The 23,631-nt window shown below is 72.2% G+C and carries 17 protein-coding genes; 7 read left to right on the top strand and 10 right to left on the bottom strand.

The genetic code is table 11. The features are described 5' to 3' along the window. The first annotated feature begins 39 nt into the window (after positions 1 to 39). Entirely contained in the window at positions 40 to 2,385 is a 2,346-nt protein-coding gene (locus Pen02_RS24120) for a TIM-barrel domain-containing protein (protein ID WP_203868354.1), read from the top strand. A gap of 63 nt (positions 2,386 to 2,448) precedes the next feature. On the opposite strand, the gene Pen02_RS24125 is transcribed toward Pen02_RS24120, so the two are convergent. The 5 genes from Pen02_RS24125 to Pen02_RS24145 all read right to left on the bottom strand — a co-directional run bounded on the left by Pen02_RS24125 (position 2,449) and on the right by Pen02_RS24145 (position 8,323). Next, a complete protein-coding gene (locus tag Pen02_RS24125; protein ID WP_239141193.1) occupies positions 2,449 to 3,921 on the bottom strand; it encodes a DHA2 family efflux MFS transporter permease subunit in 1,473 nt (490 codons plus the stop codon). A gap of 98 nt (positions 3,922 to 4,019) precedes the next feature. After that, a complete protein-coding gene (locus Pen02_RS24130) occupies positions 4,020 to 4,508 on the bottom strand; it encodes a MarR family winged helix-turn-helix transcriptional regulator (RefSeq protein WP_203868355.1) in 489 nt (162 codons plus the stop codon). Between the two features lie 67 nt (positions 4,509 to 4,575). Further along, on the bottom strand, positions 4,576 to 5,511 hold the full coding sequence (locus Pen02_RS24135; protein WP_203868356.1) for a carbohydrate ABC transporter permease: 936 nt from the start codon (positions 5,509 to 5,511) through the stop codon (positions 4,576 to 4,578). Further along, on the bottom strand, positions 5,508 to 6,647 hold the full coding sequence (locus tag Pen02_RS24140) for an ABC transporter permease (RefSeq protein ID WP_239141195.1): 1,140 nt from the start codon (positions 6,645 to 6,647) through the stop codon (positions 5,508 to 5,510). The genes Pen02_RS24135 and Pen02_RS24140 overlap by 4 nt, the downstream gene beginning before the upstream one ends. After that, entirely contained in the window at positions 6,644 to 8,323 is a 1,680-nt protein-coding gene (locus tag Pen02_RS24145; protein ID WP_203868357.1) for an extracellular solute-binding protein, read from the bottom strand. The genes Pen02_RS24140 and Pen02_RS24145 overlap by 4 nt, the downstream gene beginning before the upstream one ends. 270 nt (positions 8,324 to 8,593) lie before the next feature. On the opposite strand from Pen02_RS24145, the gene Pen02_RS24150 reads away from it, so the two are divergent. The 4 genes from Pen02_RS24150 (at position 8,594) to Pen02_RS24165 (ending at position 16,027) form a co-directional block, all read left to right on the top strand. Beyond that, positions 8,594 to 10,009 carry an ROK family transcriptional regulator gene (locus Pen02_RS24150; RefSeq protein ID WP_203868358.1) on the top strand — a complete coding sequence of 472 codons (1,416 nt, stop codon included), beginning with the start codon at positions 8,594 to 8,596 and terminating at the stop codon, positions 10,007 to 10,009. A 391-nt stretch (positions 10,010 to 10,400) separates the two neighbouring features. Further along, positions 10,401 to 13,376: a glycoside hydrolase family 3 protein gene (locus tag Pen02_RS24155; RefSeq protein WP_203868359.1), complete on the top strand. Its 2,976-nt coding sequence runs from the start codon at positions 10,401 to 10,403 to the stop codon at positions 13,374 to 13,376. After that, positions 13,376 to 14,470 (top strand): LacI family DNA-binding transcriptional regulator, encoded by a 1,095-nt coding sequence (locus Pen02_RS24160; RefSeq protein ID WP_239141197.1) that lies wholly within the window; start codon positions 13,376 to 13,378, stop codon positions 14,468 to 14,470. Before Pen02_RS24155 ends, Pen02_RS24160 begins: the two co-directional genes overlap by 1 nt. A gap of 99 nt (positions 14,471 to 14,569) precedes the next feature. Next, on the top strand, positions 14,570 to 16,027 hold the full coding sequence (locus Pen02_RS24165) for a pyridoxal-dependent decarboxylase (RefSeq protein WP_239141199.1): 1,458 nt from the start codon (positions 14,570 to 14,572) through the stop codon (positions 16,025 to 16,027). Between the two features lie 142 nt (positions 16,028 to 16,169). On the opposite strand, the gene Pen02_RS24170 is transcribed toward Pen02_RS24165, so the two are convergent. From Pen02_RS24170 to pyk, 4 genes are all read right to left on the bottom strand, one after another. Beyond that, the gene (locus Pen02_RS24170) at positions 16,170 to 17,087 is read right to left on the bottom strand and encodes a helix-turn-helix domain-containing protein (RefSeq protein ID WP_203868360.1); all 918 of its coding nucleotides are present in this window, start codon (positions 17,085 to 17,087) and stop codon (positions 16,170 to 16,172) included. 156 nt (positions 17,088 to 17,243) lie between these two features. Continuing rightward, positions 17,244 to 17,789, bottom strand: coding sequence for an RrF2 family transcriptional regulator (locus Pen02_RS24175; RefSeq protein ID WP_203868361.1), 546 nt, complete (start codon positions 17,787 to 17,789; stop codon positions 17,244 to 17,246). A gap of 23 nt (positions 17,790 to 17,812) precedes the next feature. Then, entirely contained in the window at positions 17,813 to 18,706 is an 894-nt protein-coding gene (locus Pen02_RS24180; RefSeq protein WP_203868362.1) for an acyl-CoA thioesterase, read from the bottom strand. Beyond that, entirely contained in the window at positions 18,703 to 20,154 is a 1,452-nt protein-coding gene (gene pyk / locus Pen02_RS24185; RefSeq protein ID WP_203868363.1) for a pyruvate kinase, read from the bottom strand. Before pyk ends, Pen02_RS24180 begins: the two co-directional genes overlap by 4 nt. Positions 20,155 to 20,693: 539 nt before the next feature. Here pyk and Pen02_RS24190 point away from each other — a divergent pair. Next, positions 20,694 to 20,993 (top strand): hypothetical protein, encoded by a 300-nt coding sequence (locus Pen02_RS24190; protein WP_203868364.1) that lies wholly within the window; start codon positions 20,694 to 20,696, stop codon positions 20,991 to 20,993. A gap of 5 nt (positions 20,994 to 20,998) precedes the next feature. Further along, positions 20,999 to 22,678: an amidase gene (locus tag Pen02_RS24195; RefSeq protein WP_203868365.1), complete on the top strand. Its 1,680-nt coding sequence runs from the start codon at positions 20,999 to 21,001 to the stop codon at positions 22,676 to 22,678. Here Pen02_RS24195 and Pen02_RS24200 read toward each other — a convergent pair. Beyond that, positions 22,644 to 23,591, bottom strand: a complete 948-nt coding sequence (locus tag Pen02_RS24200) for a LysR family transcriptional regulator (RefSeq protein ID WP_203868366.1) — start codon at positions 23,589 to 23,591, stop codon at positions 22,644 to 22,646. The two genes, Pen02_RS24195 and Pen02_RS24200, sit on opposite strands and share 35 nt — an antisense overlap. Positions 23,592 to 23,631: the final 40 nt, after the last annotated feature.

Consider the following 23,631-nt stretch of genomic DNA (forward strand, 5'->3'; position numbering starts at 1 on the left):
GGCGCGCGGGATCCGCGTCCCGGGAGCCGAGGAGACCGTATGCCGTACCGCCCGCCCCTGGTGCCGCACGAGACGTTCGTCGCCGACCCGCCCGAGCTGCCGGTCCGGGCGCCGGGCGAGCACGGGCTCTCCGCGCTGGCCCGGGCCGAGGTGCTGAGCACGGACGGCCAGGGCGTCACCCTCAAGGCGGGCACCTCGGACGGCGGTTCGCTCGCGGTCCGGATCACCGCCGCCGCCGAGGGCGTCATCCGGGTACGCCTCAGCGAGGACCCGCTGGCCAAGGGCCGGGCCACCCGCGCACTGTCCCTGGTGCACCCGCAGCCCTACCAGGCCGAGGTACGCGTCGACGGCGACCGGGTACGCGTCGACGCCGGCGCGGTCGTCGCCGAACTGAGCCTCGACCCGTGGCACCTGCGTTTCGTCGACCCGACCGGCACGGTACTGGTCAGCCAGAGCCGGGGCGAGCAGGACATCAGCGGTCGACTTCGCACCCTGCCGTTCGGCCGGTCGCTTGTCGACGGCGCCGTCGCCGCGTACCACGAGAGTTTCGTCGCCCCCGGCGACGAGCGGTTCGTCGGGCTCGGCGAGAAGTTCACCCCGTTGGACAAGCGCGGCCAGCGGGCGCTGATGTGGAACTTCGACGCCTTCGGCAGCGAGTCGGACCGCTCGCACAAGAACATCCCGCTCTACCTGTCGAACCGGGGCTACGGCGTACTGGTCGACAGCGGAATGCCGGTCGAGTTCGACGTCTGCCAGTCCACGCACAGTTGCGTGCAGATCCTGGTACCGGACGACCTGATCGACTACTACGTGATCGCCGGCCCGACCCCGGCCCGCATCCTGGACCGGTACGACCGGCTGACCAGCCGGCCGGCGCTGCCGCCGAAGTGGGCGTTCGGGGCCTGGATGTCGTCCGGGTTCTTCCGGGACAGCCAGGACCGGGTGCTGGAGCGGGCCCGGCGGATCCGGGAGCGTGGCATCCCCTGCGACGTGCTGCACCTGGACTGCTACTGGCAGGTCGCCGGGGCCTGGTCGGACCTGCGCTGGGACGCCGAACAGTTCCCCGACCCGGCCGGGATGCTGGCGACCCTGACCGAACAGGGCTTCCGGGTCAGCCTCTGGATGAACCCGTACGTGATGACCGGCAGCCCGCTGTTCGGCGAGGCGGCCGAGGCCGGCTACTTCCTGCGCCGGGCCGACGGCTCGGTCTACGTCGCCGACACCTGGCACGGCAGCCACCCGGCCGGCGGGATCGTCGACTTCACCAACCCGGCCGCGGTCGACTGGTTCGCCGGGCTGCTCCGGCCGCTGCTCGAACAGGGCGCCGCCGTCTTCAAGACCGACTTCGCCGAGGGCGTGCCGGCGGACGCGGTGGCACACAACGGGATGACCGGGGTCGAGCTGCACAACGTCTACTCGCTGCTCTTCAACGACGTCGTCTCGACGGTCACCCGGGAGGTCGCCGGGCACGACCTGGTCTGGGCCCGGTCGTCGTACCTCGGTGGGCAGCGGCACTCGGCACAGTGGAGCGGCGACGTCAACGCGACGTACCCGGCGCTGGCGAGCACGTTGCGCGGCGGGTTGAGCCACGGGCTGTCCGGGGTGCCGTTCTGGAGCCACGACAGCGGCGGGTTCCACGGCACGCCGACGCCGGACCTCTACGTACGCTGGGCGCAGTTCGGGGCGTTCTCTCCGCTGGTCCGGTTCCACGGCACCACCAGCCGGCTGCCCTGGGACTTCCCGGCCGAGGCCGAACGGCTGGCGGTCGAGGCGCTGCGGCTGCGCTACCGGCTGATGCCGTACCTCTACTCGGCGGCGGTGGCGGCGGCCCGGACCGGGGCGCCGATGATGCGCGCCCTGCTGGTCGACTCCCCCGACGACCCGGCCGCGTGGACGGCGGAGCTGGAGTACCGGCTCGGCCCGGACCTGCTGGTGGCGCCAATGACCGGTCCGGAGAACCGGCGGCACGTCTATCTGCCGGCCGGGGACTGGGTGGACTTCTGGACCGGCGAGGTGCACGCCGGCGGTCGGCACCTGCGGGTGCACCGGCCGCTGGACCGGTTCCCGCTCTTCGTCCGGTACGGCGCGCTGATCCCGGTGGCGCCGCCGGCCGACCGGGTCGGCGACGGCCCGTTCACCGACGTCACCGTGCTGAGCTTCGGGGCCACCGACGCCAGCGCGGTGGTGCACGACGTCGACGGCGACACCACGATCCGGGCCGCCCGGTCGGGGGACGAGTTCCGGGTGGAGGTCGACGGACCGCTCGCGGTTACCGGCCTCGCCCTCGCCCCGGTCGACGGCGCCCGGCCGCCTAGGCGGCTGCTGCTGGACGGCTCCGCCACGGTCGCGGGAACGCTGGACGGACTACCCACCGTGCGGGGTTGAAGGTCGGGGCGGGGTGCCCAGGTGGGGGGCGCCCCGTCCCCCTTCGAGGTCGGAGCGGGCGGGTCAGTGGCGGGCCGGTTGGCGGAGCACCGTGCAGGCGACCGCGAAGGCGGCCACGAGTAGCCCGGCGGCCACCACCAAGGCGAGCCGGAACCCACCGGTCAGCGCCGCCGGCTGGCTCGCGCCGCCCGCCAGCAGTTCTCCGGTACGCCCGGCGGCGAGGGTGGCCAGCACCGCGATGCCGATCGCCATTCCGAGTTGCTGGGTGGTGTTGAACAGCCCGGAGGCGAGCCCGGCGTCGTCGGCCCTCGCCCCGGACATGCCCAGACCGGTCAGCGCCGGCAGGGCCAGCCCGAAACCGGCGGTCAGCAGCAGCACCGGCAGCAGGTCGGTGACGTAGTCGGCGTGCACCGGCAGCCGGGCGAGCAGCCCGAACAGCGCGGCGAGGAGTACCAGTCCGGCCAGCAGGACGTTCCGCTCGCCGTACCGGGCGTTGAGCCGGGCGGAGATGCCGAGCGACACGGCGCCGATGGTCACCGCCGCCGGCAGCATCGCCAGGCCGGTCTCGGCGGCGCCGTAGCCGCGTACCTGCTGGAGGTAGAGGGCGACCAGGATCTGGAACGCGAAGCAGGCCGCGACCATCAGCAACTGCACCAGGTTGGCTCCGGCGACGTTTCGGGAGCGGAGAATCCGCAACGGCATCAGCGGGGTGGCCGCGGTGGCCTGCCGGGCGACGAAGCCGGCCAGCAGCAGTACGGCGAGTCCGCCGAAGCCCAGGGTGGCCGGCGAGGTCCAGCCGCGCGACTCGACGCTGACCACGGTGTGCAGGCCCAGCCCGAGCCCTGCGGTGACCAGCAGTGCACCGAGGACGTCGGCTCCGGCCGCCCGGCCGAGTCCCCGATCCACCGGCAGTACGGACCGGGCGACTGCCAGCGCCACCAGCCCGATCGGCAGGTTGATGAAGAAGATCCAGTGCCAGCTCAACGCGTCGGTGAGTACGCCGCCGAGCACCTGGCCGAGCGAGGCCCCGGCGGCTCCGGTGAAGCTGAACACCGCGATAGCCCTGGCCCGCTCTCTCGGCTCGACGAAGAGGGTGACCAGGATGCCCAGCGCGACCGCGGTCGCCGCCGCGCTGCCGACGCCCTGGAGGAAGCGGGCGGCGATCAGCACGGCCGGGGAGCCGGCCACCCCGGCCAGCACCGAGGCGCCGGTGAACACCGCCGTGCCGGCCAGGAACATCCGCCGACGGCCGAACAGGTCGCCGAGCCGGCCGGCGAGCAGCAGCAGGCTGCCGAAGGCGAGCAGGTAGGCGTTGACCACCCAGCTCAGGCCGGCGGCGGAGAAGCCCAGGTCGCGTTGGATGGCCGGCATCGCCACGGTCACGATGCTGCCGTCGAGGATGGTCATCAGCGTCCCCGAGGCGATCACTCCGAGGGCGACCCACCGCCGTCGGTTCGCCGGCCCGCCGCCGGCCGGCGGCTCGGCCGCCTCTGATGCGGCAGCGGCAGGGATGGTGGAAGTGGAAGTTTCGGACACGCCGTCCTCCTGTCAGGTAGCACCGACAGGAGTGACCGTAGCAGATAGTTTTGTTGCGGACTATCTGTCTGTGAACTAGCTTTCGCGCCGCCCGCTGGTCAGCTCTCCCGCTGACGCGCCCGGCGTACCGGTCCCGGTGTCTCGACCGGCTCGGCCAGGTGGCCGGTGACCAGGCTCGCCATCACCCGGAGGAAGACCTCCCGGTCCCGCTCGCCGAGCGCCGCCAGCACCTCCGCGTGTACCCGGTCCACGATTTCCTGGCTCTGCGCCGCCACCCGGGCCCCCTCGGGGCTGACCGCGATGATCCTGGCCCGCCGGTCCGTGCTCGACGGCCGCCGCTGCGCGAGACCGGCCGCCTCCAGGGCGTCGACCGTGACCACCATCGTCGTCTTGTCCATGTCGCCGATCTCGGCGAGCTGGGCCTGGGTCCGCTCCTCCTCCAGGGCATGCACCAGCACGCAGTGCATCCGGGCGGTCAGACCGATCTCGGCCAGCGCCGCCGCCATCCTGGTACGCAGCACGTGGCTGGTGCGGTCCAGCAGGAACGAGACGTCCGGGACGGTACGGGTCGGCGCCATGGCGGTCATGCCGACCAGTCTACCAATCCGATCCGTAACGGATTATCTACAACCAGTCGAAATCAGTGGCAATCGCTCAGCCCTTCACCGCGCCGATGATCACGCCCTTCACGAAGTGCCGCTGCACGAACGGATAGACCAGGACGATCGGCGAGACCGTGACCACCACCACGGCCATCTTGATCGCCAGCGTCGGCGGCATCGAGACGCCGAGCGTGCCGGCGTTGTTCGGCGACTGGCCGGCCAGGATGAAGCTCTGCAACACCCGCTGGATCGGGAACTTCGAGTTGTCGTCGATGTAGAGCAGGGCGTTGAACCAGACGTTCCAGTAGCCGACCGCGTAGAAGAGCCCCACCACCGCGATCACCGCCCGGGACAGCGGCAGCACGATCCGGGCCAGGATCCGGAACTCGCCGGCACCGTCGATCCGGGCACTGTCCAGCAGCTCCGCCGGGATGTTCTGAAAGAACGCCCGGACCACCACCAGGTTGAAGACGCTGATCGCGGTGGGCAGGACCAGCGCCCAGATCTCGTTCTTCAGGCCGAGCCCGGTGACCACCAGATAGCTCGGCACCATGCCGGGATAGATCAGGAACGTCAGCAGGAAGTAGAACAGCAGCCCCCGGTGCGCCACCGAGCCTGGCCGGGACAGCCCGTACGCGGCCAGCACGGTCAGCACCAGGCTCACCGCCGTACCCGCCACGGTGATCAGGGTGCTGATCCAGAGCGCCTGGGTGACCAGCCCACCCGCGAAGATCGCCCGGTACGCCGAGAAGTCGATCTCCCTCGGCACGAGTACCAGGCCGCCGGCCTCGTTGATGGTCTGCCGGGACGCCAGGCTGGTCACCAGTACCACCCAGAGCGGGACCAGCACCGCCAACACCACGCCGGTGAGTACGCCGCCCCGGAAGACCTGGCCGGCAGTGCTCGGCGGCTCCTCCCAGGCCGGGCGGCGGTTGCGCCCCCGACGCCGGTGCGGCGGAGCCGTTCGCAGCGGATCTGTCACAGTCATGATCGTGAGTACACTCCCCGCTCGCCGAGGGCGTGGGCGAACCGGTTCGCGGCCAGGATCAGCACCAGCCCGACCACCGCCTTGAACAGCCCGGCCGCCGCGCCGTAGCCGTAGTTGCCGGTGGTGATGGAGTTGTAGTAGACGAAGGTGTCCAGCACCTCGGCGGCCTGCCGCCCCACCGCGTCGCGTTGCAGCATGAACTGCTCGAAGCCGACCGAGAGCGCGTCACCGAGCCGGAGGATCAGCAGCAGTACGATCACCGGCCGCAACCCGGGCAGCGTCACGTGCCAGAGCCGTTTCCACCGGCTCGCCCCGTCGACCGCCGACGCCTCGTAGAGGTGCGGGTCGATGGTGGAGAGCGCGGCCAGGAAGACGATGGTGCCCCAGCCGACGTCCTTCCAGACCGTCTCGGCGGTGACCAGCACGATGAAGGTGTCCGGGTTGGACATGATGTTCCACGGTTCGAGCCCGACGTCGCGCATCTCCTGGGCGAGCAGCCCCGCCCCGCCGAACATCTGCACGAAGAACGTGACCACCAGTACCCAACTGAAGAAGTGCGGCAGGTAGACGACGGTCTGCACGAAGCCGCGCAGCCTCGGCGAGAGGATGTTGTGCAGCATGATCGCCAGCACGATCGGCAGCGGGAAGTAGAAGACGAGCTGGAACGCGGTGATCGCCAGGGTGTTGCGAAGCGCGTCCCAGAACGCCGGGTCGCCGAAGAGCGTCTCGAAGTGGGTGGTCCCGATCCACGGGCTGTGCAGGAACGCGGCCAGCGGGGTGTCCCCGGCGTACGGGTTGTAGTCCTGAAAGGCGACCACGTTGCCGAGCGTCGGCAGGTAGTGGAAGACCAGCAGCAGCAGGCCGGCCGGGGCGACCATCACCAGCAGCGGCCAGTCCCGGCGCAGCCGGGCCCGCAACGGCGCCCGGCCGGCCCGGCCGCGCCGCCGCCGGAACCGTCCGTGCCGGACCGGCGCGGAGTCGCGGTCGGTCCGGCCCACCCCGGCGGTCCCCCGGTCCGGCCCGCTGCCGGGGGCGGCCAGCCGGTCGGCACCGACCGTCGCCGACGGGTACCCGCCCGGCGGGCGGCTTCGGTCGTCGCCGGTGCCACCCGCCCGGGTCGTTTCGCGGGTACTCATCGTCCGGCGTCGGCCAACGCCTTGGCGCGGAACTCGCGGGCCTCGTCGCCCCCGCCGTTACGCCACTCGCTGATGATCGTGTCGAGGTCGGAGATCGGTCGCCGTCCCCGGAGCAGGTCGGTGACCTTGTCGTCGGTCGGGACGAGGCTCGCCTTGTACCGGGCCGGCATCTCCAGCTTCAGTCCCGCCCAGGGATCCTTCTCCAGGAACTTCACCATCTCGTTGGAGTAGCCGAGCATGTCCCGGACGTAGGTCGGGGTCTGCGGATAGGGCTGCACCACCGGGCTGCGCCCGCTGATGAAGAAGTACTGGTTGACGATCTCCTTGAAGCCGAGATCGGTCTTCACCGGGCCGGTGGCGGTGCGGTTGTGGTGCTTGCCCTCCACCCCGTACTCGCGCAGGTCGAACTCCCTGGTGCCGAACGGCGCGGAGCACCAGTTGACCACCCGCAGCAGTTCCTCGACCCGGGCCTTGCCCAGCCCCTTCTTGACGAAGGTGTACGAGATCGGGTTGTCGTCGCCCCAGACCAGCGGGTCGCCACCGGTGGCCGAGAAGATCGGTACGGGCTGGATGTTGAACCCGGGGGTGATCCGCTGCTGCTCGGCCTGCATCGTCTGCCAGGCGCCGGGACCGTCCTGGAAGAACAGGATCTTCCCGCCCGCGATCAACTGTTTGGAGTCGGCGCCCTTGCTGGCGACCAGGTCCGGGTGGACCAGACCGGCCTGGTAGACCTTGGCCATGAACTCGACGGACTGCTTGTATTCCGGGGTCTCGTACTTGAACTCCGGGGTGCCGTCCGGCTTCAGCCGCCAGCCGTCGTCGGTGCCCGGCACCTTGTGGAACATCTGGACCATCGCGAAGATGTCGTTGAACGCCCAGACCCCCTTGGCGGGGTCGGTCACCTTCTTGCCGACCTCGAAGAGTTCGTCGATCGTCTTCGGGTAGGTCGCGCCGGCCGCGTCCAGCAGGTCCTTGCGGTAGAAGAGCGCCCACGGGAACGGACCGTCCTTCGGGCAGGGCACCGCCATCAGCCGCTCGTTCCAGAAGGCGTTCCGCCAGGCCCCGGCCGGGAAGGTGGCCAGCATCGGGTACGGGTCGATGCCGGCGCCCTTGAGGTGGTCGGTGAGGTCCTCGAAGAGCGCGGCGGTCGCGTCGGCGAACCGGGGCAGCTTGGAGACCTCCCACTCCGGTACGCAGAGCAGGTCCGGCACGTCGCGGGCGCCGAGCATCGCGTTGAGCTTGTCGGCGTACGTGTTGCCGTCCTGGACGCTGAAGTTGACCTCGACGCCCAGTTCCGCGTTGACGGCCGCCAGGTACTGGCTCTGGCCGAGTCCGGGCGGCGCCGGCCCCCAGGCCGGGGTCATCGCGCTGATCTGCTGGCCGCCGGCGCCGGGCTTCTCGGTGATGGCGTCGACCAGGCTGCTCGGGAACTCGGTGTAACCGTCCGGCACCGGGCGGGTGCCGACGATGCTCGGCTTGGGAATGCCCGGCGGCAGGTCCTTCTGGTTCGGCAGCAGGCCGGCGAGCCGGTCCAGGTTCTGCGCGTCGCTGGTGGAGGCCACCTCGCCGCCGCAGCCGGCGAGCAGGCCGCTGCCGACGGTGGCCGCGGCACCGAGGCCCACCAGGCTCAGGAAGTTCCTACGGTTGGTGGCGCTGCCCGGGCCGGTTGGTTCCACGGGGCGCTCCCTTCGATATCGCCGAACGGCCGGCGCCCGCACGGCACGCGGGAGACAAACCCGTTCGGTTGCTGGGTGGGTATGGGGTAGAGTTAGTTAGTCGGTTGACTAAACAAAGGTAATCGACGGTGATCGGTGCCACAAGACACCGGAAGCACGGCGCGGCGGGCGAGCGTGGCCCGGCGCGAGGCGGTGCGGCATGATGGCCGCATCGTCGGCAACGGCGCGACACCGGGCCCGGAGACCGACACGCGGGGAGCGGGGCTGATCTTGTTCACGACGCAGACCGGGCCACAGCCGGCCGACCTCGCCGACGTACGGGCCACGAATCTCGCCGTCGTCCTGCGCTTCGTCCGGGCCAACGCGCCCTGCTCCCGGGCCGACATCGCCGCCTCCACGGGGCTGAACAAGGCGACCGTCTCCAGCCTGGTGGCCGAGTTGCTGGAGCGGCGCCTGGTCCGGGAGACCGGGCTGGCCGAGAACCGGATCGGCCGGCCGGCGACGATGCTGGTCGTCGACGGCGCCCCGTACGCGGCGATCGGCATCGAGGTGAGCATCGACGAGCTGACCGTGGTCGCCGTCGACCTCGCCGGCACCGAGCTGCTCTCCTGGCGACGGGCCTTCGACGCCTCCGCCGCCTCCCCCGGCCGGGCGGTCAGCGCGATCGCGGCGCTCGCCGGCCGCGCGGTCAACCGGGTCGGCAACCAGCAGCGGCAGGTGCTCGGCCTCACCGTCGCGGTGCCGGGGCTGGTGGACGCGGGCGGAACCGTCCGGCTCGCCAGCACGCTCGGCTGGCGCGACCTCCCGCTCGGCGCCGACCTGCGGCGTGCCCTGCGTGATCCCGGCTACGACGTGGTGGTGGACAACGACGCCAACCTGGCCGCCCTGGCCGAATACCGGCACGGCCCGTACGCCGGCACCGCCAACCTGGTGCACCTGACCGGCGGTGCCGGGCTCGGCGCGGGGGTGGTGGCCGACGGCCGGCTGCTGCGCGGCGGGCGCGGATTCGCCGGTGAACTGGGGCACGTACCGGTCGTATCGGACGGTCCCGTCTGCCCCTGCGGCCGGCGCGGCTGTCTGGAGGTGGTGGCCGGCATCCCGGCGCTGATCCGCCGGGCCCTGCCGGACGTGGCCGAGGACGGTCCGGTCACCGACTTCGCCCCGGAGGTCGACCGGATCCGGGCCCAGGCCCGCCGGGGCGACCGCCCCACTCTCGACGCGCTCGCCGAGATCGGCCGGCACCTGGGCCAGGGCGTGGCACTGCTGGCCAACCTGGTCAATCCCGAGGTGGTGCTGCTGGGCGGTTACTTCGCCACGCTGGCGCCCTGGCTGCTGCCCGCCGCCGAGACCGAACTGCTGGCCCGGACGCTGGCCCCGGAGGCCGGCGGTGCCCGGCTGCTCGCCTCGGCACTCGGCACCGGCGCGGCGGCGGCCGGCGGGGCGGCCCGGACCCTGGAGACCGTCGATGCGGGCCGGCTGCCGCTGCGCGACCCGGACCGCGCCGTCGCCCGCGATCCCGGCCCGTCCGCCCGGGTCTCCCGGAAGTCACCCACCCGGTCGAGCACCTCGCCCAGCGACCCGGAACCGGACCCGACCACCGACGCCACCGCCGCCGACCCGGACGCGACCGCCACTCCGACCACACCGCCCGCCGACGCGCCCCCGCTCCCGGCCGGACACCACTGACCGACCAGACCGCACGGGCCGGGTAGGCACCGCAGGTCGAGCAGTCTCGCGCCGGCCGCCGGCCACTGACCAGCCGGGACTGTCGCCGCGACCAGGGCTGGCGGTACCGGTGGAGACCGACGTACGCCAATCCGTTCGGCGCAACCTCTTGACCCGTACGACGGCTGGTGGAAGCCTCGAAATGCTCCCCCGTAACCTGCGGGAAACCGCTATCCACGGTGGAGCGTCTTTTCCCCGGCCGTCGAAGCGCTTCGAGCTTCCCGGGCTGTCGGCCGGGGCACCCGCTGCCGCTCCATCCCCCGCCGGATTCGAAGCGCTTCGACTGTCGCCACCACCCCGGTCTCCACCGCCGCACGCAGCGCCAGTCGAAGATCATGGAAGGTGACCGACCATGGGCGACGCCCCGTTCCGCGACCCCGAACAGCCACTCGACGTACGGGTGGCGAATCTGCTCGGCCAGCTCACCCGGGCAGAGAAGATCGCGCTGCTGCACCAGCACCAGGCCGCCGTACCCCGGCTCGGGATGCCGGCCTTCCGCACCGGTACCGAGGCGCTGCACGGCCTGGCCTGGCTCGGCCCGGCCACCGTCTTCCCGCAGGCGCTCGGGCTGGGCAGCACCTGGAATCCCGACCTGATCCGGGCCGTCGGGTCGGCGGTCGGCGACGAGGTGCGCGGGCTGCACCAGAAGGACCCCACCCGGGTCGGGCTGAACGTCTGGGCCCCGGTGGTCAACCCGCTGCGCGATCCACGCTGGGGACGCAACGAGGAGGGCTACGCCGAGGACCCGTGGCTGACCAGTTGGCTCGGCACCGCTTACGCCCGGGGACTGCGCGGCGACCACCCCGACTACCTGAAGACGGCACCGACCCTGAAGCACTTCCTCGGCTACAACAACGAGACCGACCGCTGCACCACCTCCAGCAACCTGCCGCCCCGGGTGCTGTACGAGTACGAGCTGCCCGCCTTCCGGGCACCCATCGCCACCGGTGCGGCGGTGGCGGTGATGGCGTCGTACAACCTGGTCAACGGGCGGCCGGCGCACCTGAGTCCGCTGATCGGCACCGAACTGCGCCGGTGGACCAGTGACGAGGTGCTGGTGGTCAGCGACGCCGGAGCCGTCTCCAACATCGCCGGTGCGCAGGGCTACCACCCCGACCACCCGAGCGGTTACGCCGCCGCGCTGCGGGCCGGCATCGACAGCTTCACCGAGGACAGCGAGGACTCCGGGCCCACCGTCGAGCGGCTGACCGAGGCGCTGCGACGCGGGCTGCTGGACGAGTCCGACCTGGACACCGCCGTCCGACGGATCCTCGCCGTACGGTTCCGGCTCGGTGACCTCGACCCACCGGAGCGGAACCCGTACGCGGCGACCACCGCTGACGTGATCAACTGCCCGGCACACCAGGATCTGGCCCGGGAGGCGGCCCGGCAGTCCGTCGTGCTGCTCCGCAACGTGGCCCGGCCCGGTGTCGGGGCGCTGCTCCCGCTGGATCCGAGCCGGATCACCCGGCTGGCCGTACTCGGTCCGTTGGCCGACACGCTCTACGAGGACTGGTACAGCGGCACCCTGCCGTACGCGATCACCGCCCGGGACGGGCTGGCCGCCCGGTTCGCCCCGGCGCGCACGGTGCAGCACTGCGGTGCGGACCGGATCGTGCTGCGTACCGCCGACGGCCACGTCCGGGCCGCCGCCGATCCGGAGGGTGCCGCCCTGCGCCTGCACGGCACGGCCGAGGGGGACACGGAGGCGGTCCCGGCGGAGGGCTGGTTCGAGGTCTTCGACTGGGGCCAGGACGTCCTCGCGCTGCGCAGCGTCGCCAACGGCCGGCACGTCGGCGCCGACGACGACGGGCTGCTGGTCAACGACCGGCCCGGCCCGGGCGGCTGGATCGTCCGGGAGACGTTCCGGCTGGTCGACCGGGCGGCCGGCGACCGGGTGCTGCACCACCTGGCCAGCGACCGGTACGTCCGGGTCGGCCCGGACGGTGCGCTCCGGGCCGACGCGGACGACCCCGCCGACGGCACCGGCTTCACCGTCGAGCTGGTCGGCGACGGTGCGGCCGAGGCGGCGGCGCTGGCCCGGGACGCCGACGTGGCCGTGGTGGTGCTCGGCAACCACCCGATGGTCTGCGGCCGGGAAACCGAGGACCGGGCCGACCTGGCCCTGCCGGCAGCCCAGGAGAACCTGCTCCGGGCGGTGTACGAGGCGAACCCGCGTACCGTGCTGGTGGTCAGCAGCAGCTACCCGTACGCGCTGAACTGGGCCGACGAGCACCTGCCGGCAATCGTCTGGTCGGCGCACGGCGGCCAGGAGTACGGCGCCGCGCTGGCCGCCGTACTCGCCGGGGACGCCGACCCCGGTGGCCGGTTGACCCAGACCTGGTACCGCGACGCGGCCGAGCTGCCCGACCTGTTCGACTACGACGTGATAGCCACCGACACTACGTACCTCTACCATCGGGGCACCCCGCTCTACCCGTTCGGCCACGGGCTGAGTTACGCCGACTTCGCCTACTCTGACCTGCGGCTGAGCGCGGACGAGGTGGACGCGGCCGGAGAGATCGAGGTCAGCGTGCGGGTGACCAACGTCGGTTCGCGACCGGGCGACGAGGTGGTCCAGCTCTACACCCGGCAGCGGCGTTCCCGGGTCAAGCAGCCGCTGCGCCAGCTCCGTGGCTTCGCCCGGGTCAGCCTGGCCCCGGGCGCGTACACCACGGTACGACTTCGGCTCCGCGCCGCCGAACTCGCGCACTGGGACGTGAGCCGGGGCCGGTACGTGGTGGAGGACGCCCGGCACACCGTCGCGGTCGGCCGGTCCAGCGCCGACTTCGCGCTGACCGCCACCCTGGCGGTGCACGGCGAGCCGGTCCGCCCCCGCCAGGCACTGGACGGTCCACTGTGGGCGGCCGACCACGACGAGTACGCCGACACCGAGTCGCTGCCGGACGGCCCGGACGGTGCCGCCGTGGTCGCCCGGGAGGCCGGCGGCTGGATCCGGTTCTCCGGAGTGGACTTCGGTGCCGGAATCCGGGGCGTGGCCGCCCGGGTGGGCAACCGACGGCCGCTACCGGACGGGGCCGAACTCGTGCTCCGGCTGGACGACCCGGTACGTGGCCCGGTCGCCGGCACGGTCACCATCCCGGCCACCCGTACCGGTGATCCCGAGCCCGGCACCGGCACCCACACCGACGCGGCGTCGCCGGACCACGAGCCGACCCGGGAGGTGACCGGTCGCTGGCACGGCGGGGCGACCGGGGTACGCGATCTTTATCTGCTGTTCGACGCCCCGGGCGCTACGGTGAGTTGGCTGACCTTCGAAGCTGGGGCGGACGGCGAGCGTACCGGGACGGGAACTGGAGGCGCCTAGTGTCCGAATCGTCGCGCCCCACCTCGCGACCGGCGCCCCGGCAGTTCCCCGCCGGACCCGCCAAGCGGGCGGACATGGTGACCATCGCCGACGTGGCCCGGCACGCCGGAGTCGCGGTCAGCACGGTGTCGTACGTGCTCAGCGGCAAGCGGGCCATCTCGGCGTCCACCCGGGAACGGGTACTCGCCAGCGTGCGCAGCCTCGGCTACCACCCGAACGCCGGGGCCCGCGCCCTGGCCAGCAAACGGGCCAACGTGATCGCGCTCGTGCTGCCGCTGCGCTCCGGCATGCACCTGCCGGTGCTGATGCAGTTCGCCACCGCCGTGGTGACCACGGCCCGGCAGTTCGACCACGACGTACTGCTGATGACCGCCGACGAGGGGCCGACGGGGCTGCGCCGGATCGCCGCCAGCGCGATGGTCGACGGCATCGTGCTGATGGACGTCGAGATGCACGACGCCCGGGTACCGCTGCTCCGCGACCTGGAGCGGCCCAGCGTGCTGATCGGCTTCCCCGCCGACCCGGCCGGGCTGACCTGCGTTGACCTGGACTTCTACCGGGCCGGTCAGGCGTGCGTCGAGCACCTGGCCGGACTCGGCCACCGCCGGATCGCGCTGCTCGGCGCCCCGGCGGTGGTCTACGACCGGGACACCGGTTTCGCCCACCGCACCCGGGCCGGGTTCGCCGAGACCGCGCACCGGCACGGCATCGAGGCGACCGCACAGCCCTGCGAGGAGAACCTCGACGCGGTCGCCCGGGAACTGGCCGGGCTGCTGGACCGCCAGCCGGACCTGTCGGCGCTGGTGGTGCACAACGAGGCGGCGGTCGGCCAGGTGCTGGCCGCGCTGCCGGCGCTCGGCCGGCGGGTACCGGACGACATGTCGGTGGTGGCGATCTGCCCGGACGAGGTCGCCGAACGGGCCAGTCCGGCGCTGACCTCGGTGCTGATCCCGGCCGAGGAGGTGGGCCGGCAGGCGGTGTCGCTGCTGATGCGCAAGCTGGAGGACGAGCCGGTACCCGAGGGCACCCTGCTGCCGCCCCGGCTGACCGTCCGGGCCAGCACCGCACCCGCGCCGCAGGTCCTGCACTCCTGACCGGCGGCCTCCCGACCGTGGGAGGGGGGCACTCCGGCATGGGCAGCGGCCTTCCCGCGCTCCTTGATCGACGCCGTTCGGACTGGTCGACTCGGGGTCATGGCCACACACATGACCCCGGACGAGTTCCGGCGACACGGGTACGCGGTCGTCGACTGGATCGCCGACTACTGGTCCACACTGGACCAGCGGCCGGTCACCTCCGCCGACCCGCCCGGCACCGTCGCCGCCCGGTTGCCGGCCGGCCCGCCCGAACAGGGCGAACCGTTCGACCGGCTGCTCGCCGACCTGGACACGGTGATCGCCCCCGGCCTCACCCACTGGCAGCATCCCCGGTTCTTCGGCTACTTCCCGGCGAACACCTCCGGGCCGAGCGTGCTCGGCGACCTGCTGAGCGCCGGTCTCGGCGTACAGGGGATGTTGTGGTCGACCAGTCCGGCGTGTACCGAGGTGGAGACGGTGGTGCTGGACTGGCTGGCGGAACTGCTCGACCTGCCGGCCCGGTTCCGGTCCACCGGCCCCGGCGGCGGGGTCATCCAGGACTCCGCGTCGTCGGCGATCCTGATCGCAATACTGGCGGCGCTGCACCGGGCCGGTGGCGGGCGCTGGCGGGGGCACGGGGTGGAGCGGGCGTACCGGGTCTACACCTCCACCCAGGGCCACTCGGCGATCGAGAAGGCGGTCCGGATCGCCGGGCTCGGCGACGCGGGACTACGTACGGTCGCGGTCGACCCGGAGACGCTGGCGCTGGACCCGGCGGCACTGCGTACGGCGATCGAGGCGGACCTGGCCGCCGGGCTGGTACCGGCCGCCGTGGTGGCGACGATCGGCACCACCTCCACCAACGCGATCGACCCGATCCCGGCGATCGGCGAGCTGTGCCGGGAGTACGGGCTCTGGCTGCACGTCGACGCCGCGTACGCCGGCTCCGCCGCCGTCTGCCCCGAGCTGCGCTGGTCACACGCCGGGCTGGAGTACGCCGACTCGTACTGCTTCGACCCGCACAAGTGGCTGCTCACCGGCTTCGACTGCGACGCGTTCTGGGTGGCGGACCGGGCCGAACTGGTGGCGGCGCTGACCGTGCTGCCGGAGTACCTGCGCAACGCGGCCACCGAGTCCGGTGCGGTACTCGACTACCGGGACTGGCAGGTGTCGCTCGGCCGACGGTTCCGGGCCCTGAAACTCTGGTTCGTGCTGCGCTGGTACGGCGCCGAAGGGCTGCGCGCACACATCCGGGAGGCGGTCGCGCTGGCCGACCGGTTCGCCGCCTGGGTACGCGCCGACGAGCGGTTCGAGGTGGTCGGGGCGCATCCGTTCGCCCTGGTCTGCTTCCGGCTGCGGCCCACCGGGGACGACGACGCCGACGACGTGGCAAACGCCGAACTGCTGTCCCGGGTCAACGCGACCGGGCGGGCGTACCTGACGCACACCCGGGTCGGCGGCCGGTACACGCTCCGGCTGGTGGTCGGTTCGCCGTACACCCGGGAGGAGCACGTGGCGCAGACCTGGCGGCTGATCGGCGACACGGCGGCGGCACTGCCGAGCCGGCCCTCCTGAGCCCTCGCCGGGTGGCGGTTCCGGTTCCAGAACCGCCACCCGGTCGGGCCGCGCTCGCCACCCAACCTTGATGCGCCCGCCACCCGATCTGGACGCGCTCGGCACCCCGTCGGGACGCGCTCGGCACCCGGGCGGGGGCGGCTCAGGCGGAGGCGCGCAGTGCGGCCATGAACCACTCGAACGTCGGCACCTGGGGCGGGAACGGCGGCCGGTCGTTGAGCACACCCAGCAGGTGCCAGTACCGCTCGACCCGGGCGTCGCTGAAGACCGCCACGTCGTCGGCGAGCCGGACCCGCTCGGCGGCGGTCAGTTCCGGCGGCACGATCCGGTCCAGGACCGCCCGGCCCTCGGCCGAATCCGGGGCGACGCCGCCGTCGAGCGCGCGGCCGGCGTGCTCGATCACCGCCGCCGGGTCGTACGGCGGCGGCCCGGCCCGCTCACCGGCCGGCTGGGCACCGGCCACCGCCATCTGCCGGACCCGCTCGGAGAAGTCCGGATCGGCGACGAGTTCGGCGAGTTCGAGCCAGGCGTCCACCTGCTCCGGACGGGGATCGTCGGGCAGTTCGGCAGGCAACTGCCGCATCCCCTCGGCGATCCTCGCCCCGGCCTCGTACGGCTCGATGCCCGCGAACGCACGGTCCACGAAGTCGTCGATCATCGCCTGCCGCTCCCGGGCGGAGAGCCGGGCCAACCTGTTCATCACGCTCATCTCCTCGGTCGTGCTGTTCCGTCGGGCGATCGACCGCAGCACGGCCCGACGCAACTGGAGCGTGCGGATCTCCGTGTCCAGGGCGCGTACGTGTACCCGGGCGACGTCGGCCAGCGTGCTCTGCCGGGCCAGGATCCGTTGCACGGTCGCCAGGTCGAGCCCGAGGTCGCGCAGGGTCCGGACCAGTTCCAGCCGGGCCACCGCCTCGGCGTCGTACAGCCGGTAGCCGCCCGTCGACCGGCCGGTCGGCGGGATGACGTCGATGTCCGACCAGAAGCGGATGGTCTTGACCGGCAGGCCGGTACGTCGGGCGAGCTGTCCGATGGTGAACAGCTCGGTGCGGTCGTTCACGGGAAGAGCATCAACCTTCCAGCCGCTGGAGACTCAAGCCGATTATTCCGGCGGCCCGGTGCCGCCGACGGCCGGAGAAAAGGAACAGAAGGCAGGAAGGAGCAGCGGGAGACGGAAAGCGGAAAGCAGAAGGCGGGAGGCGGGAGGCGGGAGGGGTCAGGTCCAGGCGGCCGGGTCGGCCACCAACTCCCGTACCCGGTCCGGCAGCTTGCCGTTCGCCACGTCGGCGATGGTGACCAGTTCGAGGATCTCCCGCTCGCTGGCCCGCAGCGCGATCCAGACCTCCTGGAGAGCGCGGGCCGCACCGGCGTAGCCGAGGTCCTCCGGGCGGTGCCCCCGGACGTTGGCCAGCGGACCGTCGATCACCCGGATCACCTCGGCGAGCGAGACCTCCGTCGCCGGCCGGGCCAGCCAGTAGCCGCCCTCCGGGCCCCGCTGGGCGTGCACGATGCCGCCCCGACGCAGTTGCAGCAGGATGCTCTCCAGGAACTTCGGCGGGATGTCCTGGGCCCGGGCGATCTGCTCGGCGGTCAGCGGCGCCGGGCGCGGGTTCGGCTCGGCCACGGCGCCGTCACCGGCCCCGCCGGTCGGGCGGGACCGGCCACCCGCCGCCGAGCGCGGATCCGGCCCGCCCGCCTCCGCCCGTGCGGCGATCTCGGCAACGGCACGCAGCGCATAGTCGACCCGGGCGGAGAGACGCATGTCCGAAAGATTATCCGGCCCGCTCAGGCGCCGACCCGGCGGAGCAGCCCTTCCTGCACCGCGCTCGCGATCTGCCGCCCGTCGACCGTGAACATCCGGCCCGTCGCCAGCCCCCGCCCGCCGGAGGCGGACGGGCTCCAGCAGTCGTAGAGGAACCACTCGTCGGCCCGGAACCGGCGGTGGAACCAGAGCGCGTGGTCGAGGCTCGCCCCGACCAGGCCACCCGGACCCCACACCTCGCCGTGCACCGAGAGCACCGAGTCGAGCAGGGTCAGGTCGGAGGCGTAGGTGAGCGCGCAGGCATGCAGCAGCGGGTCGTCCGGCAACTTGCCGTCGATCCGCATCCAGACCCGCTGGTGCGGGTCGGCCGGGCGGTCGCCGGGGCGTACCCAGCCGGGCTCGCCGACGTAGCGGACGTCGATCGGGCGCGGGATCATCGCCCAGATGCCGAGCCGTTCCGGATAGCGGGCCAGCCGGTCGGTCATGGTCGGCAGCGCCTCCGGTGCCGGCACGTCGACCGGCACCGGGGCGTGGTGGTCCAGCCCCTCCTCCTCCCGGTGGAAGGAGGCGGACATGAAGAAGATCGTCTTGCCGTGCTGGAGGGCGACGGAGCGGCGTACCGAGAAGGAGCGGCCGTCCCGGATGTTCTCCACCTGGTATTCGATCGGCTCGGCCGGATCGCCGGGCCGGACGAAGTAGCCGTGCAGCGAGTGCACGAACCGGCTCGGGTCGACCGTCCGGCCGGCGGCGACCAGGGCCTGGCCGGCGACCTGGCCGCCGTACACCCGCTGCGGGCCGACCGGCGGGCTCATCCCCCGGAAGGTCATCTCGTCGAGCTGGCGGAGGTCGAGTACGTCCAGAAGCTGGTCGACCGCCGCCTGCCCGACGACCGCCTCGCCGGTGCCGCCCGAGGTCACTGCCCGGCCCGGGCCACCGTAGCCGGGTCGACCAGCGAGCCGAGCTGGTGCACCCGCAGGGTGTTGGTGGAACCGGGGGTGCCGGACGGGGTACCGGCGACGATCACCACGTAGTCGCCCGGGTTGGCGTGGCTGAGCCCGATCAGCGCCTGGTCGACCTGCCGGAACATGTCGTCGGTGTGCTGCACGAACGGCATCAGGAAGGTCTGCACGCCCCAGGAGAGGGCGAGCAGGTCGCGGACCTCGGGTACCGGGGTGAAGGCCAGCAGCGGCAGGTCGCAGTGCAGCCGGGAGAGCCGACGCACGGTGTCACCGGTCTGCGAGAACGCGACCAGTGCCTTGGCCCCGATCGCCTTGGCGATCTGCGAGGCGGCGACGGTCAGCGCCCCACCGTGGGTACGCGGGTCGTGCTGGAGCCGGGGCACCCCGATCGAGCCGGACTCGGTGGTGGTAACGATCTTGGCCATGGTGCTGACCGTGAGCACCGGATATTTCCCGACGCTGGTCTCGCCGGAGAGCATCACCGCGTCCGCGCCGTCCAGCACCGCGTTGGCGACGTCGGACGCCTCCGCGCGGGTCGGCCGGGAGTTCTCGATCATGGAGTCGAGCATCTGGGTGGCCACGATGACCGGCTTGGCGTTCTCCCGGCAGAGCTGCACGGCCCGCTTCTGCACCAGCGGCACCTGGTCGAGCGGCAGCTCGACACCGAGGTCGCCGCGGGCCACCATGATGCCGTCGAAGGCGTTGACGATCGCCTCCAGGTGGATCACCGCCTCGGGCTTCTCCACCTTCGCCATCACCGGCCGGTGCACCCCGACCTCGTGCATGATGCTGTGCGCCAGCTTGATGTCGTCGGGCGAGCGGACGAAGGACATCGCCACCATGTCGACGCCGAGCCCGAGCGCGAAGCGCAGGTCCTCGGTGTCCTTGTCCGACATCGCCGGCACGCTGACCGCGACGTTGGGCAGCGAGACGCCCTTGTTGTTGGAGACCGCGCCACCCTCGGTGACGAGTACCCGGATGTCGTTGCCCTGCACGTCGCTGACCTCGACCGCGACCCGGCCGTCGTCGATCAGCAGCCGGTCGCCCGGCTTCACCTCGGCCGGCAGCTTCTCGTAGGTGCAGGAGACCCGGTCCCGGGTGCCGAGGATGTCGTCCCCGGTGATCACCACCGAGTCGCCGGTCCGCCACTCGTGCGGGCCGTCGGCGAACCGGCCGAGCCGGATCTTGGGGCCTTGCAGGTCGGCGAGGACGGCGACGGCGCGACCGGTGGTCCGGGCGGCCTCGCGGACCAGGTGGTAGACCTGCTCGTGGTCGGCATGGCTGCCGTGGCTGAAGTTGAGCCGGGCTACGTCCATGCCCGCCTCGACGAGTCCGCGGATGCGCTCCGGTGAGGAGGTCGCGGGACCAAGCGTGCAGACGATCTTCGCGCGGCGTGTCACGGCCATCAGGCTAGTCTCTCTCTCGGATCGGCCCGCCGGACCCTCGGGATGCCGAAGTATTGGCCAACGTCACGCGGCTGGGAAGTGACCGGCGGGTCGTCACACCGGGACGTGGTTGGCGGGCGTCAGCGACCGCGCGGCGCCGAGCCTACTCCCGCCGCGCTACCCACGTGCTCCCGGCCATGGATGGTCCGGGTCCAAGCGCGGTCGACCTGCGACGCCCGAGGAAAAATTGTACGCCGCCGGCAGTCAGTTCACCGCGACGTGATCTTGCCGTTATCACCCCGATATCGTGCGCGCCGACAGTCAGTGCGCGATGTAGTTGATCAACAACCGGAACCCGCTGGTCGTCGACTTCTCCCGGAACTCCTGACGAACTCCTGCCGAACCTCCGACGGAGCCCTCCGGAACTTCTGACGTTCGGCACCGGACCGCCCGGTCGACGCATCGCCCCCCGAGTCACCACGTCACCGCCCGAGTCATAACTTCACCGCCCGAGTTACCACTTCACCGCCCGAGTCACACCGATCGTCGCGAGGAGCGCCATGGCACCGACCCCGCCCACCGACGCCGAACTCAACACCCTGATCCGGGCCCGGCTCGCCAGCCTGGGCATCGATCTCGACCAGCTACCGCCCGGCACCACCGCCGACCCGGAGACCGGATCGCCGGGCCGGGACTCCGTACTCGCCTCGCTGCGCTCGTTCGTCCGGGGCACCGTGGCCGAGCTGGCCGCGTACCAGATGCCGGCCCCGGCCGGCACGGACCCGGCGCTGGCCAAGGCGCTGTCCCAGCAGCCGGCGCCGATGCTCTACCCCTCGATCAGCACTCAATGGCGGCGGTGATGACCATGGACTTCGCACCCCAGGACACTGCCGTCGACCGGCGGGCCTTCCTCGCCCGCGCCGCCGCGCTGGCTGCCGCCGGGGCGGTCGGCGGTGCCGTCGCACTGCCCGAGGTGGCCGGCGCCTTCTCCCCCGACGCCACCGGCCCGGCCGGACACGGCGGCGGCTCCGGCAAACCGAACCCGGCCCTGGACCGGCCGGAGGCGTACCGGCGGCCCCGGCCCGAGGCGCTGGCCGACCCGACCGAGCTGACCATCGCCGAGGCGGCCTGGCTGATCCGGGCCCGCCGACTCAGCCCGGAGGAGCTGGTCGAGGCGTACCTGGCCCGGATCGGGGCGCACGACGGGACCTACCAGGCGTTCAACCTGGTACTCGCCGACGCGGCGCGGGCCGCCGCCCGCAGCGCCGGCCGGCGACCGCACTCCGGTGCACTACACGGCATTCCGTTGGCGATCAAGGACAACTACTACACCGCCGGGGTACCGACCACCGCCAACTCCTACCTGTTCCAGGACTTCGTGCCGCCGTTCGACGCGACGGCGGTGGCCAGGCTGAAGGCGGCCGGCGGGATCGTGCTCGGCAAGACCCAGATGGGTCCGCTGGCCACCACCCGGGCCACCACCCCGGCCGGGATCGTGACGACGGTCAACGCCTGGACGCCGACGAACCCGAACACCGACCCGGGCGGCTCGTCGACCGGTACCGCCACGGCGGTCGCCGGCCGGCTGGCCAGCTCCGGCATCGGCACCCAGACCGGCGGCTCGATCACCGCACCGTCGAACGCACAGAACCTGACCGGGCTCAAGCCGACCATGGGCCGGGTCTCGCTGAACGGGATCATCCCGCTCAGCTACACCCGGGACCACCCCGGCCCGCTGGCCCGGGACGCCAGGGACGCCGCGATCATGCTGACCGCGATGGCCGGCGAGGACCCGGCCGACCCGCGCAGCCAGGGCCTGCCGCCGGTCCCCCGGCTGATCGAGGCGGCCACCCCGGTGTACGCCGGCAAGCAGGTCAAACTGCGCTGGAAGACCCGGATCGGAGTACTTCCCGGTTACGCCACCGGCACCTCGGCGAGCGCGCTGGCCCGACAGGCGTTCCTGGCCGAGCTGGCGAAGATCCCCGGCGTGACCCTGGTCGACGTGACCCTGCCGGAGGACTGGGACCGGCTCGGCGGCAACACCTTCAACAACATCCGGCTGCCGGAGCGCAGCGAGCCGTTCATGCCGTACCTGCGTACCGACCTGCGCGGGTTCGGGGTCTCGGTGACGAGCTGGTTGCAGGGGGCGCTGCTCGGCGGTAACGAGTTCATCACCGGGCAGCGGGCCAAGCTGCTCTTCCTGGAACGGGTACTCGACCAGCTCTTCGACGTCTGCGACGTGGTGGTGCAGACCGGTCCGGTGCCGTTCGACATCCTCGGCCTGCCCGAGATCGGCTTCCCGATCGGCTTCACCGCCGCCGGAGTGCCGATCGGCACCATCCTCGGGGGGCTGCCGTACGGCGAGGAAAGGTTGTTGTCGGTGGTGGCCGCGTACCAGGAGGTCACCGACTGGCACTGGCGGCGACCGGCCGACCCGCCTGCCGTGGCGGCGGCCCGGTCCGCCCGGGGCACGCTGGCGGCGCCCGCGCCCGACGAGTCCCGGGGCCGGCTCACCGCCGAACAGGTGGCCGAGCTGACCCAGTAAGCGGCGGCGGAGGGGTTCCCGGAAGCTCCGCGAGATCCCGGGAACCCCTCGTCGTGGTCGCCTCGGCGAGTGCCGCGAGTACGGCGGCGACGGCGGGCGGGTCGGGTGGGTCGCCGTAGGTGGCGGCGTAGATCCGGCGCCGGAAGTCGGGAAGTTCGCTGGCGTGCACGCCGGGCCGGTGATGCGCCTGGAGCGCGAGGCCGGGCAGGATGGCGACACCGATGCCGGCGGCGACCAGCGACTGCACGACGATCATGTCGTCGCTCAGCGAGCCGATGCGGGGTGCGAATCCTTCGCGCCGGCAGGCGGCGAGCAACTCCTCCTGACACCGTTCGCAACCGCCGATCCAGGCAGAGTGGCGGTGGTTCGCCAGGCTGTCGTCGGGTCGCCGGCTGACGAGGTAGATCGAGTCGTCTCCGATGTGGAGGAGGCGGAATCCCTCGTCCTCGACCGACGCGTCGGCGTGCCGGAAGACGAGCGCGACGTCGATCTCGCCGTGTCGCAGCATCTGTAGCGCCTCGACCGGATGCCGCTCGACCAGGCTCAGCTCAAGTCCCGGGTACGCCTGCGCCAGCGTGGCCGCCGCCGTGGGCACGATCGTGCTCAGCGCCGACGCGTTGGCGGCCAGCCTCACCCGTCCCGCCTGCAAGCCGACCTGTGCCGCGAGCTCGTTGGTCGCCGCGTCGACCCGTCCCACGATCTCGGCTGCCCGGTTGGCCAGCAGCCGCCCTTCCGGCGTCAGTCGGATCCCACGGCCGACCCGCTGCACGAGCCTGACCCCGGTCGCCGCTTCCAGCCGCGACAGGTGGTGGCTCACCGACGGCTGCGAGTAGTGCAGCTCCCTCGCCGCCTCGGTCACCGACCCGTGTCGAGCCACCGTAGCCAGCACTCTGAGCTGCACCATGTTCAGCATTCATCAACGTTATCAATGCTTTCGGTGCTCGATTGGCATT

The sequence above is a fragment of the Plantactinospora endophytica genome, from assembly GCF_016862915.1.
In the GTDB taxonomy this organism is placed as follows: Bacteria; Actinomycetota; Actinomycetes; order Mycobacteriales; family Micromonosporaceae; genus Plantactinospora; species Plantactinospora endophytica.